12 protein-coding genes are annotated in these 13,008 nt (G+C 69.0%); 4 read left to right on the forward strand and 8 right to left on the reverse strand.

The annotated features are described in order from the left end of the window. Positions 1–61: 61 nt before the first annotated feature. The 4 genes from B0293_RS42700 to B0293_RS42715 form a co-directional block, all read right to left on the reverse strand. Positions 62–1,372, reverse strand: a complete 1,311-nt coding sequence (locus B0293_RS42700; protein WP_005168647.1) for an MFS transporter — start codon at positions 1,370–1,372, stop codon at positions 62–64. A gap of 160 nt (positions 1,373–1,532) precedes the next feature. Beyond that, complete coding sequence (locus B0293_RS42705; RefSeq protein WP_005168645.1) at positions 1,533–2,855, reverse strand: MATE family efflux transporter; 1,323 nt, start codon at positions 2,853–2,855, stop codon at positions 1,533–1,535. Positions 2,856–2,899: 44 nt separating this feature from the next. Further along, positions 2,900–4,081, reverse strand: a complete 1,182-nt coding sequence (locus tag B0293_RS42710) for a preprotein translocase subunit SecY (RefSeq protein WP_005168643.1) — start codon at positions 4,079–4,081, stop codon at positions 2,900–2,902. A gap of 56 nt (positions 4,082–4,137) precedes the next feature. Beyond that, on the reverse strand, positions 4,138–5,133 hold the full coding sequence (locus B0293_RS42715; protein WP_005168641.1) for a DHH family phosphoesterase: 996 nt from the start codon (positions 5,131–5,133) through the stop codon (positions 4,138–4,140). Between the two features lie 40 nt (positions 5,134–5,173). Between B0293_RS42715 and B0293_RS42720 the strand changes: the two genes are divergently transcribed. The 4 genes from B0293_RS42720 (at position 5,174) to B0293_RS42735 (ending at position 9,125) form a co-directional block, all read left to right on the forward strand. Next, entirely contained in the window at positions 5,174–6,217 is a 1,044-nt protein-coding gene (locus tag B0293_RS42720) for a TRM11 family SAM-dependent methyltransferase (protein WP_005168638.1), read from the forward strand. Between the two features lie 249 nt (positions 6,218–6,466). Next, the gene (locus B0293_RS42725; RefSeq protein ID WP_039920166.1) at positions 6,467–7,402 is read left to right on the forward strand and encodes an amino acid ABC transporter permease; all 936 of its coding nucleotides are present in this window, start codon (positions 6,467–6,469) and stop codon (positions 7,400–7,402) included. Next, positions 7,399–8,166 carry an amino acid ABC transporter ATP-binding protein gene (locus tag B0293_RS42730; protein ID WP_005168632.1) on the forward strand — a complete coding sequence of 256 codons (768 nt, stop codon included), beginning with the start codon at positions 7,399–7,401 and terminating at the stop codon, positions 8,164–8,166. The genes B0293_RS42725 and B0293_RS42730 overlap by 4 nt, the downstream gene beginning before the upstream one ends. A gap of 11 nt (positions 8,167–8,177) precedes the next feature. Then, complete coding sequence (locus B0293_RS42735) at positions 8,178–9,125, forward strand: ABC transporter substrate-binding protein (protein ID WP_005168629.1); 948 nt, start codon at positions 8,178–8,180, stop codon at positions 9,123–9,125. Positions 9,126–9,184: 59 nt separating this feature from the next. Here the strand turns inward: B0293_RS42735 and B0293_RS42740 are convergent, their stop codons facing one another. The 4 genes from B0293_RS42740 to infB form a co-directional block, all read right to left on the reverse strand. Continuing rightward, a complete protein-coding gene (locus B0293_RS42740) occupies positions 9,185–10,051 on the reverse strand; it encodes an alpha/beta hydrolase (protein WP_052014651.1) in 867 nt (288 codons plus the stop codon). Next, a complete protein-coding gene (rbfA, locus tag B0293_RS42745; RefSeq protein ID WP_005168622.1) occupies positions 10,032–10,508 on the reverse strand; it encodes a 30S ribosome-binding factor RbfA in 477 nt (158 codons plus the stop codon). Before rbfA ends, B0293_RS42740 begins: the two co-directional genes overlap by 20 nt. Positions 10,509–10,537: 29 nt before the next feature. Beyond that, positions 10,538–10,831: a DUF503 domain-containing protein gene (locus B0293_RS42750; RefSeq protein WP_005168619.1), complete on the reverse strand. Its 294-nt coding sequence runs from the start codon at positions 10,829–10,831 to the stop codon at positions 10,538–10,540. Positions 10,832–10,904: 73 nt separating this feature from the next. Beyond that, positions 10,905–13,008, reverse strand: a 2,104-nt coding sequence (gene infB / locus B0293_RS42755; RefSeq protein WP_077241530.1) for a translation initiation factor IF-2, incomplete at its 5' end; no start/stop codon positions are given.

The following is a 13,008-nucleotide window of genomic DNA, read 5'->3' on the forward strand; positions in this document are numbered from 1 at the left end:
TTGAGACCGCCGCGCTTTCCCCTCATGCCATGCGGGGAAAGTCCCCTTCAGCCGCTTTCGCCTAGGACGAGACGGGCAGGGGCGCTTCGGCGTCCCAGCGGCGGCGCCGGATCTGCACCGGGATCCGCTCGCCGCGGGCCTCGGCCTCGAACAGCGCGGCGCGGGTGCGGCGCCACCACACGAGCATCCGGAAGGTGCCGAACGCGAGCACCGCGATGACCGACAGCAATGCGAGACGGAACTCACCGCCCGTCCACTCCAGCAGCACGCCGACGGCGAGCGCGGAGATCGTCGTGGCCACGAATCCACCGACGTTCACGACACCGGTCGCGGTGCCGACGCGCGAAAGCGGGTTGTAGTCCCGCGCCAGCGCGAAGCCGATCATCGACGCGGGCCCGCCGAGGGAAAGGAACGCGAACGCGGGGACCAGGACCGCGATCGGCGTCGTCCCGCTCCAGCCGAGCAGGATCGCCCACATCACCGCGGCACCGCCGATGTACCCGCCGACGAGCGGCATCCGCAGCGACGGGCGCCGTCCGATCAGGCCGCCGATCACCGGGCCGCCGAGCATCGAGCCGAACACGAAGACGATCAGCAGCGAACTCGCGGTGCCCTTCGGGAAACCCTGTCCCTGCACCAGGAACGGGACACCCCACAGCATGGTCAGCACGTTGGGCGCGAACATCGTGCTGAAGTGGACCCAGAATCCCAGCCGGGTCCCCGGCGTGCGCCACGCGTCGGCGACCTGGCGGCCGAGCAGTTTCGGATGCACCCGTTCGCGCACGGGCTCCGGCTCGCCGGGCGGGTTGTCCTTGACGCGAAGGGCGACGACGGCGGAGTACAGCGCCGTCACCAGGCCGACGGCGAGGAACGTCGGGGTCCAGCCGGGACCGTCGAGCAGCAGGCCGAGCGGGACGGTCGCGGCGAGGTTGCCGACGTAACCGATGGCCCCGGTCAGCGCGGCGAGCAGGGCGTACTGGCGGCCGGGGAAATGCGCGGCGATCAGCCGCATGATGCTCACGAACGTCAGCGCGTCCCCGAAGCCGACGACGCCGCGGGCGAGCAGGCCGAGTGGGTACGAATCGGCGATCGCGAGCAGGATCTGGCCGAGGCCGAGGAAGAACACGGCGGCGGTGAGCACGCGGCGCGGGCCGTAGCGGTCGACGAGGACGCCGGTGGGGATCTGCATCGAGGCGTAGACGCCGACCTGCAGGACGGTGAACGTGCCGAGCGCGGCCGCGCCGACGCCGAAGCGGTCGGCGGCCTGGAGCCCGGCGACGCCGAACGAGGTGCGGTGGAAGACGGCGAGGAGGTAGACGGTGACGGCGGCGAACCAGATGAACCAGGACCGGCGGGTGGCTCGGCCTGTCACAGTGTTTCCTCCTTGAGAACGGTTCGGGCAAAAGAAGCGCCCGCGCTGCCGCCTCATATAGTTGTAGCTCCTAAGCAACGGCGAAACATACCCGTTACCCGGGTGGTTTTCGCCACAGCACCGGCCCTGATCAGTGCACTTAGTCACCTGCTTGCGCCGGTCAAGCCGTGCGGACGGCGCCTTCCACGGCCCACCGGCCCGAGCGCCACCGCACCAGCAGGGTCGCCAGCCGCAGCAGCATGAACAGCGAGAGCCCGGTCCAGATCCCGGCCAGCCCCCAGCCGAACGCGAGCGACAGCCACACCAACGGCAGGAACCCGAGCGCCGCGCTCAGCAGCGTCGCGTTGCGCAGGAACGCGGCGTCGCCCGCGCCGAGCAGGACGCCGTCCAGCGCGAACACCACCCCCGCGATCGGTTGCAACGCGACGAAGAACCACCACGCGTGCGGGATCTCGCCGAGCACGGCCGCGTCCGAGGTGAACACCTTCGGCAGCACCCCGGCCAGCGACGCGAACACGACGCCGAGGAAGCAGCCGAACACCAGCCCGTAGACGGTGATCTGGCTCGACACGCCCCGCGCCCGTTTGCTCGCGCCGGCGCCGAGGGCGGCCCCCACGAGCGACTGCGCGGCGATCGCGAGCGAGTCCAGCACGAGCGCGAGGAACGTCCACAGCTGCAGGACGACCTGATGCGCGCCGACCGCCTCGGTGGACGTCCGCGCGGCGACCGCGGCCGCGGAGACGAAGCACGCCTGGAAGGCGAGACTGCGCAGCACGAGGTCCCGGCCGAGGCCGAGCTGGGCACGCATCACCTTCGGCTCCGGGCGGAGCGGGACCCGCTCCCGCACCAGGGCCACGATGAACAGCGACGCCGAGATCACCTGCGCGACGACGTTCGCGATCGCCGAACCTTCCAGTCCCCAGTCCGCGCCGTACACCAGCACCGGGCACAGGACGGCGGAGATCCCGTTGCCCGCCAAGACATAGCGCAACGGTTTCGCGGAGTCCTGGACACCGCGCATCCAGCCGTTGCCCGCCATCGTGATCAGGATGAACGGCGTCCCGAACAGCGCGATCCGCAGCCAGGAGACGGCGGCGTCGGTGATCGCGGCGTCCCCGGACAGCACCCGCGCGATGGGCGCGGCCAGCAGCTGCCCGGCGACGATCACGACCAGGCCGACGATCACCGCCAGCCAGGTCGCCTGGACGCCTTCGCGGACCGCGTCACCCCGTCGTCCGGCGCCGTGCAGCCGCGCCGTCCGCGACGTGGTGCCGTAGGAGAGGAACGTCAGCTGGCTCGAAACCTGCGACAGCACGACACCGCCGACGGCGAGCCCGGCCAGCGGCAACGCGCCGAGATGCCCGACGACGGCCGTGTCCACCAGGACGTACAGCGGTTCGGCGGCGAGGACGCCGAGCGCGGGCACGGCAAGACCGAGTACGCGTTTCGGCGGAACGCGCTCGTCGAGTTCGGAAGGCACCACCGCAGACTAAACGTCTGGTACGACAGTCCCAGTCGCCGGGAAGATCAGCGCAAGAACGGTTCGTAGCGTCGCTGCTGGCGCAGCGATTCGATCTGCCGCGCGGTGTCGAGCGTGACACCGACCAGGAAGACCAGGACCACCAGCAGGGTCACCCCGGCGAACGGAAGCCTCGGGCTCACGTCCAGCAGGGCCAGTCCGACGGCCGGGATCAGCGCGACCACTCCCGAGCAGACCGCGCCGAAGGCGATGATCCGATGGCGGACGTAGCCGAGGTACTCGGCGGTCCAGTCGCCCGGCCGGATCCCGGGGACGAACCCGCCCACGCGCCCCAGTTCCCGGGCCACTCCGACCATGTCCTGCGTCCCGGCCGCCCGGATGAAGGCGAAGAGGCAGACGAGCACGAAGTAAAGCGCGATCCGCCCGGGGTTTCCCTCGTCGCGCAGCCAGTCCACCCCTGGCCAGAGCACCGGCAACGACAGCAGCACCGCGGCGAGCACGGCCGGGCTGTTCGCCTGCGGGAACCGAAGCGGGACGTAGGACGAGGTCCCGCCGTAGGCGCGCATGCCGATCATCCGCTTGGCGTACTGCACCGGGATCCGGCGCTGCGCCTGAGCGAAGACGATCGTGAGCACCGTGATCGACAGCGTCACGACGCCGAGGACCGCGACGGCGGCCCAACCCTTCGTGTCGTACAGGCGCGGGAACTCCGCCGGCAGCACCGCCAGCACCTGCGCGAGCAGCAGGATCCGGACGCCGTCACCGAATCCCCGTTCGGTGATCACCTCGGTCAGCCACTGGACCAGCGCGGCGCCCGCCGTCAGGCACGCCACCAGCACGACTCCGCCGAAGCCGCCCGGACCGCGGTACACGACCACGGCGAGGGCGCCCAGCAGGCCGAGCACGACGACGAGCCGTCGCCGGTACCGCGTCAGCACCCGGGCACCGGCGTCGCCTTCGGCCCGGAGCGCGGCCAGCCGCGGGATCAGGACGGTCAGCGCCCGCAGGACCGGCGAGGCGGCCAGGCAGGGCAGGACGCCGAACGCGAACACCGGCAAGGTGGACAGGCCACCGCCGGTGAGGAGGTCGAGGATCCAGCGCAGCGGGTGATCGGCTTCCGGCGCGCGGACGGTCACGTGGGGAGCGGGCAGGATCTGGCCCAGCCGGAACACCACGATCACGCCCAGCGTGACCAGGATCCGGCGGCGAAGGGAGGCGCTGTCGTTCATCGAGGATCACGCTAGGAACCGCCGATGAAATTACGATGACACCGCCTGTCACCGGGTCAGAGCAGCGGCGCCCTCGACAGTGCCTCCCGCAGCTTGCCGAGTACTTCGTCCGCCGTGCCCTCCGCGGTGCATCCGGCCGCCTGACGGTGCCCGCCGCCACCCAGTTCCCCGGCCGCGGCCGAGACGTCGACGCCGCCCGCCGAGCGGAGCGAGACCGTCCACCGCCGCCGCGGTCCGGTCGGTTCGGCTTCCTTGAGCACGACGGCGACCCCGGCCTCACGAGTGGACCGGATGACGTCGATGACCGCTTCGACCTCCTCCGCGCGCACGCTCCGCGAGGCGTCGAGGGTCACGACTGCGTGCGCGAGCCCGAAGCCACGCGCCTCGTCCGGTTCGAGCCGGGCTCCCGCGAGGACGTCCGACAGCATCGGCAGCCACGCGAACGGGTGATCGTCGACGATCTCGCGGACGACCTTGTCCGGGTCGACACCGGCTTCGAGCAGCTTCGCGGCCATCAGGTGGGTGGACGGCCGGGCGCGGCGGAATCCGCTCGTGTCGGTGACGAGTCCCGCGTACAGGCAGCGCGCGATCGGCTCGTCGATCTCGGCGCCGAGTTCCTCCAGCAACGCGAAAACGAGGACGGCGGTGGCTTCGGCGGTGTCGTCGACGACGTGCGTGGTGCCGAAGAAGACGTTGGACGCGTGGTGATCGATCACCAGGACGTCGCCCCCGGCCGCGCGGACGGCGTCCACCCGCGGCGCGAGTTTCCCGAGCCTGCCCGGCGTGGGCGTGTCGAGCGCGATCAGCAGCTGTTCGCTCTCCGGCAGTTCGCTCGCGGGGACGTAGAGGCCGCCGACGTCCAGGCCGCGCAGGGTTTCCGGCATCTCTTCGGGCTCGCCGACCGACACGCGGACCTTGACGCCGCGTAGCTGGAGGGCCCGGCCCAGTGCCAGCGCGCTGCCGAGCGCGTCGGCGTCCGGCCGGACATGGCCGAGCAGGGTCACGTCGTTCGCGCGCGCCAGGAGCGCGGCGGCTTCCTTGAGGTTCGGCACTGGAGTCGCTGTCACAATCAGTCAAGCTACGCTCTACCGGATGTCCGAGTACGCGATCCTGGTCTACCCGTCCGCCAACCGGGTCTACACCGACTCCACCCCGGCCCTGCTGCGCGCGGAGCTGGCGGTGTTCGGCCTGTCCGCGCTGGAGACGGAGATCTCCGAGATCGGCGAGACGGAACTCGGCGGCGTCGGCTACCTCACCTTCACCACTCCCGCCCCGTTGAGCGAACGCGACCTCGCGCTCCTTTCGAACCTTTCCGCGCTGTACGCGCTGTTCGAGCTCGGCGACGGCGTCCTGAAGCCGGTGACGATCGGCCCGCTCGCGAACTTCGACTCGGATCTGCTGACCATCCAGAAGTACCCTGGCAAGACGAACGAGCTGTTCACCAAGCTGCTCGTCAACGTCACCCTGCTGGCCACGGCGAACCCCACCGCGATGCTGGACGAGCCGCTGCACCTGCTGGATCCGCTGTGCGGCCGCGGGACCACGCTGAACCAGGCGATGATGTACGGCTTCGACGCGACCGGTCTCGACGTCGACGGCAAGGACTTCGACTCCTACGAGATGTTCATCAAGACCTGGTTGAAGCAGAAGCGGATCAAGCACAGCGCCGAATCCGGTCAGGTGCGCCGCAACAAGGTCCGGCTCGGCAGGCGGCTCGACATCGGCTTCGGGATCACCAAGGAGCGGTACAAGGCGGGCGACGTCCGCAAGCTGAGCTACCTCAACTGCGACACGCTCACCACCGACGAACTGCTGCGGCCGAACTCGGTGGACCTCATCGTCACCGACGCCCCGTACGGCGTGCAGCACGGCAGCCACCGCACCCAGGACGCGTCGCTCGCGCGCAGCCCGCGGGACCTGCTCGCGGCCGCCGTCCCGGTGTGGACGCGGGTGCTGCGGCCCGGCGGCGCGCTCGGCATCTCCTGGAACACCAACGTCGCGCCGCGCGAGGAACTCGCCGCGGTCCTGGACAAGGCGGGGCTGGACGTCCGCGAGGACGGCCCGTACACCGGGTTCGCGCACCGGGTCGATCAGGCGATCGTGCGGGACCTGATCGTCGCCGCCAAACCCGTCTGACGCCGCAAGTAGTCCTCTGGTTGCGGTAGTTCGCTTCGCCGACCACCGCAACCAGTCCTCTACTCGCGCCGGTCGGGCTTCCAGTATCTGGAACCGGCACCGGCCTCGTTGACCGGAACGGGCACACCTTCCTAAAGTCGGCTCGACGAGAAGGAAAGCGGCGATCAATGCCGCGTCGACGACATTTCCTTTTCGATCTTTCCCGCTTTCGGCGATTCATGCTGCCCATTTCCTCGAGACAGGTGTCTTATGACGAGTGATCTAGACGCGCCTCCGGCACCTGCCCGGCCGGAGGAGGGGTTGAAGATCGTGCCCGCCCGGCGTCCGTTGACCTGGCTGGCGGCGGCGGTCGTCGCCGTCCTGGTGGCCATGGCCGGACACGCCCTGGTGACCAACCAGGCCTGGGAATGGTCGGTCGTCGCCGACTACGTGTTCGCGGACGCCGTTCTCTCCTCGGTCGTCCTGACCGTGGAATTGACGGTGTTCGGCGTGGTCGCGGGATTCCTGCTGGGCACGATTCTGGCGCTCATGCGCATTTCCCGGAATCCGCTCCTGCGTTCCGTCAGCTGGACTTATACCTGGATCTTCCGGTCGGTGCCACTTATTCTCCAGCTGCTTTTCTGGTACAACCTCGCCATTCTCTACAACCAGCTTTCCTTCGGTGTCCCGTTCGGCCCGTCGTTCGTCTCGTTCGACACGATGAGCCTGATCCCGCCGTTCCTCGCGGCCGGTCTCGGGCTCGGGCTGCACCAGGCCGCCTATGCCGGGGAGATCGTGCGCGCCGGGTTCCTCGCGGTCGATCAGGGCCAGCGGGAAGCGGCCGCGGCGCTGGGCATCCCGGTGAGCAGGCAGTTCCGCAGAATCGTCCTGCCGCAGGCGATGCGCTCGATCGTGCCGAACGCGGCCAACGAGATCATCGGCATGGTCAAGAACACCTCGCAGGTGTACGTGATGGCGCTGCCGGAACTCTTCTACCAGGTCCAGGTGATCTACAGCCGCAACGGCCGGGTGATCCCGCTGCTGCTGGTGGCCACCGCCTGGTACCTGCTGATCACCACACTCCTTTCGGTGGCGCAGTTCTACGTCGAACGCCACTACGCCAAGGGCGCGCTGCGCACCGTCCCGCCCACTCCCCTGCAGAAGGCCCGTGCCGGCCTCGCCAAACTGAAGGCGGCGACCCGATGAGCGAAGACTTCAAGGTGGACGTCCGCGGTGTGCACAAGGCCTTCGGCACGCTGACCGTGCTCGACGGGGTCGACCTCCAGGTCCGGCCGGGCGAGGTGACCGTGGTGCTGGGGCCGTCCGGTTCCGGCAAGTCCACCCTGCTCCGGCTGATCAACCACCTCGACCGCGCCGACCGCGGATTCATCAGCGTCGGCGGCGAACTGATGGGCTACCGGCGCTCGGGCGACCGGCTGTACGAACTGCGTGAGCGCGAAATCCTCAAGCAGCGCACGAGGATCGGGTTCGTGTTCCAGAACTTCAACCTGTTCGGGCACCTCACGGCGCTGGAAAACGTCGTCGAGGCACCGATTTCGGCACAACGCCGGTCCCGTGCCGAGGCGACGGGCCACGCGCGGGACCTGCTCGCACTGGTCGGGCTCGCGGACAAGACGGACGCCTATCCCCGGCAGCTCTCCGGCGGGCAGCAGCAACGGGTCGCGATCGCCCGCGCGCTCGCGGTGCGCCCCGAAGTCCTGCTGTTCGACGAGCCGACGTCCGCACTCGACCCGGAACTGGTCGGCGAGGTACTCGACGTGATCAAGAAACTCGCCCGTGACGGCACCACCATGATCGTCGTCACCCACGAGATCGGCTTCGCCAGGGAAGTGGCCGACACCGTGGTGTTCCTGGACGCCGGCCGCGTCGTCGAGCAGGGCCAGCCCGCGCGGATCCTCGACAGGCCCGAGCATCCGCGCACCCAGGCGTTCCTCGAAAAGGTCCTTTAAGGAGTATCACCGTGAGAAAGCTCTTGTACCCGATCCTGCTCCTGTCCACGGTCGCGCTGGCCGCGTGCGGGACGACCGAGGCCGCGGCTCCCGCCGCCCCGAAGCCCGGGACCGAAGGGATCAACATCACCGCGCAGCAGAACCGGATCCGCGCGCAGAAGGTCGACGCCGTCGCGAATCTGGTGCCGAAAGCGGTGCGCGACACCGGGAAACTGACCGTCGGCACCACCGGCAACGGCACTCCCCCGCTGTCGTTCCGCGCCGACGACGACAAGACGGTGATCGGCGTCGAGATCGACATCGCGCAGCTCGTCGCGGACGTGCTGGGACTGGAGCTCGACCTCCAGGCGACGTCGTGGGAGAACCTGTTCCTTTCGGTGGACACCGGCCAGTACGCGGCCGGGTTCTCCAACATCACGGTGACCGAGGAGCGCAAGGACAAGTACGACTTCGCCACCTACCGCAAGGACACCATCGCCTTCGAGGTCAAGAAGAACCGCGACGTCACGGTGAAGGAGCCCAAGGACATCGCCGGGCTCAAGGTGGGCGTGGGCTCCGGGACCAACCAGGAGCAGATCCTGGTGCGCTGGGATGAGCAGAACAAGGCGGCGGGCCTGAAACCGGTGGAGTTCCAGTACTTCCAGAACACCACCGACTACTACCTGGCCTTGCAGTCCGGCCGGATCGACGCCTACGCGGGCCCCAACCCGACGGCCTCGTACCACGTCGCCGTGGACGGGCAGACGAAGATCGTCGGATCGGTGTCCGGCGGCGGGCAGATCCCGGCCGACATCGCCGCGATGACCAAGAAGGGCAACGGGCTGGCCGAGCCGCTGCGTCAGGCCATCCAGAGCGTGCTCGGGAACGGCCAGTACGCCGAGGTGCTCAAACGGTGGAACCTGGGGAGCGAGGCCGTGGAGGCTTCGCAGATCAACCCTCCGGGCCTCCCGCGCAAGTAGTCCTCTGGATGCGGTAGTTCGCATTCCCAACTACCGCATCCAGAGGACGAAATGCGGGGTCAGGCCAGGCGTTCCCCGATGAACTTCATCATCTCGGGCATGATGCCCCGCCAGTAGTCGTCGTTGTGGTCGCCGTCGGACATCTTCCCGACGGCGGGCCGCACCGACTTGATGAGCTTGCGATCGGCACCGGCGAATGGATCCGAGTTCCCGCACCACACCCCGGTGGACGACGCCGAGAGATCGCCGGGGTGCAGCAGCGGCTCATGCGATTCCCACTGCTCGCGATCCGCGAAGACCTTGCGGGACTTGGCGTCGGGCCAGCTCACGAACAACGCGGCGCTCGCCACGGCGACGGCTTTGAGGTTCTTGTGCTCGCGGGCGTAGCGCAACGCGCCGAACCCGCCCATCGAGATCCCGAACATCGCCGACGGCGGCTGCAATTGGCGCTGGGCGAGCCAGCCGGGCAGTTCGTCGGCCAGCATCCGCTGCGGGTCGTCGGCCTTGCCGACGTCCACCCAGTAGTTGTCCCCGTCGACGGCGGCGACCGCGAAGGCGGGCAGCCCGTCCGCGACGGCTCGGTTCAGCGCGTTCTGCACGCCGAGGTCCAGGAACGTCCGGGCGTCCGCGCCACGCCCGTGCAAGGCGACGCAGACCGGCATCCCGACCCGCGACACCCCCTCGGGGGCGATGATGACGAGGTTGACATCGCGGTTCCGGGCCGCGGACCGCATCTTCTGCACCGTGACCGCTTCGGTGAGCGGGGTCGGCTTGGTGGGCGGGGCCACCGGCGGCGGCCCCATCAACGGTGCTTTCTCGGCGCCGCAGGCGGAAAGCAGCGCCGAGCCGCCGAGAGCCGCGGCACCCAGCAACAGGCCACGCCGGTTCAGGGCGTGGCCTGTCCCCTCAGCTCCGGGTCTCCTCATCGGCGAACTCATCGTCTTCGGCCTCTTCCCGTGGCGGCTTGTACGGGTCGGCTTCACCGGCGTGCTGTGCGCCGGTCGCCCGGCGGGCGACCTCCGCATCGGCTTCCCTGGCCTTGGCGAGGAGATCCTCGATGCGCTTGGCGTCCTCAGGGATGCTGTCGGCCACGAAGGCCAGCGTCGGAGTGTAGCGGACTCCCGTGCCCTGACCGACCTTCGTACGCAGCACACCGCGGGCGGATTCGAGCGCCGCCGCGGCACCGGCGTGATCGGGCGTGGACTCCAGGTTCTCGCCGAGCACCGTGTAGTAGACCGTGGCGTCGTGCAGATCCGCGGTGATCTTCGTGTCGGTGATGGTCACGTGGTTGAGCCGCGGATCCTTGATGTCGTGCTCGATCGCGTGCGCGACGATCTGTGAGATCCGCTTGGCGAGCTTGCGAGCCCGAGCGGGGTCGGCCATGGGGATTCGTCTCCTCGAAAGATCTACCGTCAGTCATCTGGGCCGAGCAGCCGGCGGCGGGCGGAGAGCAGTTCGAACTCCGGCCTCCCGGCCACGAGGCGCTCACACGAGTCGAGCACGTCACGAACGTGCTCGCCACTCGCCGCGACCACGGCCACGCCGATCAGCGCACGCCGGTGCAGGTCTTGATGACCGGCTTCGGCGACGGAGACGTCGAAACGCCTGCGTACCTCGGCCAGCACCGGCTTGATCACGGATCGCTTCTGCTTGAGCGAATGGACGTCGCCCAGCAGGATGTCGAGCTCAAGAGCTCCTACGTACATGTGGGGTTCTGGGTTGTTTCGAAGGTGAAGCGGCGCTCCCCCGCCCAGATGCGGAGGAGCGCCGCCGTGTCACTTACGCACGCGGCTTTTCGCGCTGCTCGTAGGTCTCGATGATGTCGCCGACCTTGAGGTCGCTGTACGACCCCAGAGTCAGACCACACTCGTACCCGTCGCGAACCTCGACCACGTCGTCCTTGAACCGCCGCAGCGAGCTGATCGGCAGGTTCTCGGCGATGACGGTCGCGTCGCGGAGCAGGCGGGCCCGCGCGTTGCGGCGGATCTCGCCCGAGATGACGAGACAACCGGCGATGGTGCCGATCTTCGACGACTTGAAGACGTCGCGGATCTCCGCCTTGCCGAGCTCGACCTCTTCGTACTCCGGCTTGAGCATGCCCTTCAGAGCCTGCTCGATCTCCTCGATCGCCTGGTAGATGACCGTGTAGTACCGGACGTCGACGCCTTCGCGGGTGGCCCGCTCGGTCGCCTTGCCCTGCGCACGGACGTTGAAGCCCAGGACGATGGCGTCGGACGCGGTCGCCAGGTCGATGTCGGACTCGGTGACGCCACCGACACCGCGGTGGACCACGTTGAGTTCGACGTCGTCGCCGACATCGAGCTGCACCAGCGAGGCTTCGAGCGCCTCGACGGTACCGGAGTTGTCACCCTTGATGATCAGGTTGAGGCTGTTCGTCTCCTTCAAGGCGGAGTCGAGGTCCTCGAGGCTGACCCGCTTGCGGCGCGACGCGTTGAGGGCGTTGCGCGTCCGGGCGGAACGGCGCTCGGCGATCTGCCGGGCGACGCGGTCCTCGTCGACCACCAGGAAGGTGTCGCCCGCACCCGGCACCGAGGTGAACCCGATGACCTGGACGGGACGCGAGGGCAGCGCCTCGGTGACGTCGACGTTGTGCTCGTCGACCATCCGGCGGACGCGACCGTAGGCGTCACCCGCCACGACCGAGTCACCGACACGGAGCGTGCCTCGCTGCACCAGCACCGTGGCGACCGGACCGCGACCGCGGTCCAGGTGCGCCTCGATCGCGACACCCTGTGCCTCCATGGCCGGGTTGGCCCGGAGGTCCAGCGCGGCGTCGGCGGTCAGCAGGATCGCTTCGAGCAGGCCGTCGATGTTGATGTTCTGCCGCGCGGAGATCTCGACGAACATCGTGTCGCCGCCGTACTCCTCGGCGACCAGGCCGTACTCGGTCAGCTGCTGCCGGATCTTGTCCGGGTTGGCGCCTTCCTTGTCGATCTTGTTGATCGCGACCACGATCGGCGCCTTGGCGGCCTGCGCGTGGTTGATCGCCTCGACCGTCTGCGGCATCACACCGTCGTCGGCCGCCACCACGATCACCGCGATGTCGGTCGAGTTCGCACCACGGGCACGCATGGCGGTGAACGCCTCGTGACCGGGGGTGTCGATGAAGGTGATCAGACGCGGGTTGCCTTCGAGCTCGGTCTCGATCTGGTAGGCGCCGATGTGCTGGGTGATGCCACCGGCTTCACCTTCGCGCACCTTCGTCTTGCGGATCGTGTCGAGCAGTCGGGTCTTACCGTGGTCGACGTGACCCATGATGGTCACGACCGGCGGACGGACCTGCAGGTCTTCTTCTTCACCCGCGTCTTCGCCGTAGGTGATGTCGAAGGTCTCCAGGAGCTCCCGGTCCTCTTCCTCGGGACTGACGACCTGAACGTTGTAGTTCATTTCGCCGCCGAGCAGTTCCAGGATGTCGTCGGACACCGACTGCGTCGCCGTGACCATCTCGCCGAGGTGGAAGAGCACCTGCACCAGCGAAGCCGGGTTGGCGTCGATCTTCTCGGCGAAGTCGGTCAACGAGGCACCACGCGGCAGACGGATCGTCTCGCCCTGCCCCTTGGGCAGACGGACGCCGCCGACGCTGGGCGCCTGCATGTTGTCCATGTACTCCTGGCGCTTCTGACGCTTCGACTTGCGTCCCTTGCGCGAGGGGCCACCGGGACGCCCGAAGGCACCCGCGGTACCGCCACGACCACCGGGGCCGCCACGACCGCCGCCGCCACGGAAGCCGCCGCCACCGGCCGGGGCACCGCCGCCGCCACCGGGGCCACCGCCACCGGGACGGAAACCGCCGCCACCGCCGCCGGGACGGAAACCGCCACCGCCGCCGCCACCACCGGGACCGCCGCGGAAACCTCCGCCG

It is taken from the genome of Amycolatopsis azurea DSM 43854 (assembly GCF_001995215.1).
In the GTDB taxonomy this organism is placed as follows: Bacteria; Actinomycetota; Actinomycetes; order Mycobacteriales; family Pseudonocardiaceae; genus Amycolatopsis; species Amycolatopsis azurea.

Bases quoted from the DNA above. Each gene is read 5' to 3' on its own strand.
- B0293_RS42710 (WP_005168643.1), bottom strand. From the start codon at position 4,081: ATGAACGACAGCGCCTCCCTTCGCCGCCGGATCCTGGTCACGCTGGGC.
- B0293_RS42720 (WP_005168638.1), top strand. From the start codon at position 5,174: ATGTCCGAGTACGCGATCCTGGTCTACCCGTCCGCCAACCGGGTCTAC.
- B0293_RS42725 (WP_039920166.1), top strand. From the start codon at position 6,467: ATGACGAGTGATCTAGACGCGCCTCCGGCACCTGCCCGGCCGGAGGAG.
- B0293_RS42730 (WP_005168632.1), top strand. From the start codon at position 7,399: ATGAGCGAAGACTTCAAGGTGGACGTCCGCGGTGTGCACAAGGCCTTC.
- B0293_RS42740 (WP_052014651.1), bottom strand. From the start codon at position 10,051: ATGAGGAGACCCGGAGCTGAGGGGACAGGCCACGCCCTGAACCGGCGT.
- rbfA (WP_005168622.1), bottom strand. From the start codon at position 10,508: ATGGCCGACCCCGCTCGGGCTCGCAAGCTCGCCAAGCGGATCTCACAG.
- B0293_RS42750 (WP_005168619.1), bottom strand. From the start codon at position 10,831: ATGTACGTAGGAGCTCTTGAGCTCGACATCCTGCTGGGCGACGTCCAT.